Source organism: Komagataeibacter sp. FXV3 (assembly GCF_015155755.1).
Classification (GTDB): Bacteria; Pseudomonadota; Alphaproteobacteria; order Acetobacterales; family Acetobacteraceae; genus Komagataeibacter.
Genome location: NZ_VWPI01000130.1, coordinates 1 through 1,713, shown reverse-complemented (window position 1 = coordinate 1,713; position 1,713 = coordinate 1). Strand labels below are relative to the sequence as shown.

Below are 1,713 nucleotides of genomic sequence, written 5' to 3'. Positions count from 1 at the left end.
GGCGGGACGCAGCAGCACCATGACCAGCATGATCGCGGCCCCCATCAGCATGACACCCGCCATGGGAATGGGGGAATTGGTCGGCAGCATACCCACGAATGCCCCCGCCACGGCACCCAGCACATATTGCAGCGTGCCCACGAATGCCGATGCACTGCCCGCGAAACGCGGATGGTCAGCCAGCGCGCCCACCGTGGCATTGGGGCCGACGATGCCCGTGGTGCCCAGGGACACCATCATGGTCAGGATAAGGCACCCCATCATCCACAATGGCGGATGGCCGCCATGCTGCATGGCAAAGGCGATGACGATGGCCATGGCAGTCATGGCGATGGTCCCCGCCACCGCAACCATTACCGCGACCCCAAGGATCCGGGCTGCGTCAATACGCCCCACCAGCATGCCATTCAGCTGCGACGCGCCGATCATGCACACCGCGAACACACCGAACAGCATGCCGAAATGCGCCGCCGACAGGCCGAACAGGCCACGGAACACCGACGGGGCGGCGGACAGGTAGGTAAACGACATGAAGCACGAAAAACCGGCAATCATGGCATGGGTGATGAACCCACGATCACGCGCCAGCATCATGTACCGGCTGAACAGGGTGACGGGCGAGAACTCGCTGCGGTTCTGGGGTTTCAGCGTCTCTGGCAGGACACGCCAGATCAGCAGGATACAGATCAGCCCGTACATCGCCGACGCCCAGAAGATCGACCGCCATGACGCAATCGACAGCACCATGCCCCCCAGCGTGGGCGCCAGGATGGGCACGACCCCCATCACCAGCACCAGCCGCGACATGAGACGCGCGGATTCATTGCCATGCGACATGTCGCGCACGCAGGCGCTGGGAATGATCAGGCTGGCCGATGCCCCCAGCGACGCGACCAGGCGGAAAAACGAAAACGTGGGAATGTCCCGCGCCATCGCGCACCCGACCGATGCCAGCGTATAGACCAATGTGCCCACCAGCATGGGCCTGCGTCGGCCAAAACGGTCCGACAGCGGTCCCATGGTGATCTGCCCGATCGCCAGCCCCACGAACCATATGGCCAGTGTCATCTGCGCGGAACCCGCACGCCCGTGCAGCGTCGTTTCCAGTTCCGGAAAGGCAGGAAGATAGATGTCGGTCGAAACCGGGCCGACCGCAGTCAGGAACCCCAGCAGGATCGCAATCCACCCCATCGGGCGGGCTGTTGTTTCCGGCACGGGCTTTTCCGCTGAATGGCCCGCCGTTGCGGATGAGCCCATGAGGCACTCCATATTAAAAGATTGTGGGGACTAGTAGACCAGCCGGTTCCACTTTTTCACCATCTAATTACGACATGCTGCAATTCGCTATCGCGATACCCGTGCCATGTCGGGGCGCCCCATGCGCACGCGGCGCATAAGCCATAACCCCACCAGCGCGGACAGGGCAAACAGCACGACCGCCACCCCGATGCGCCATGGTCCCTGCAGCCGGATGCCCGATCCGACCAGCACGAACACGACGGTCTGTGGCAGGCTGCCCAGCAGCGTGGCCAGCATGAACGGCATGACCCGCACCCCCAGCATGCCCGACGCAAGGTTGAGAAGAAGCGCCGAGCCCACCGGCATGAGCCGCAGCGTCAGGACGGACGCGAACGGCTCGTGCCGCACAAAACCGTCCAGCCGCGCCATGGTTGCCGCAAGCCGCGCGGGCATGCGCGGCCGTCCCGCCCACAG

Annotated in this window: 2 protein-coding genes; both read right to left on the bottom strand. The window is 64.1% G+C overall.

Features of this window, described 5'->3' with window-relative positions; genetic code table 11:
• Positions 1-1,257 (bottom strand): multidrug effflux MFS transporter (locus F1542_RS11675; protein ID WP_193733194.1); only part of this gene is annotated, 1,257 nt, incomplete at its 3' end.
• Positions 1,258-1,344: 87 nt separating this feature from the next.
• Positions 1,345-1,713 (bottom strand): TVP38/TMEM64 family protein (locus F1542_RS11670; RefSeq protein ID WP_193733193.1); only part of this gene is annotated, 369 nt, incomplete at its 5' end.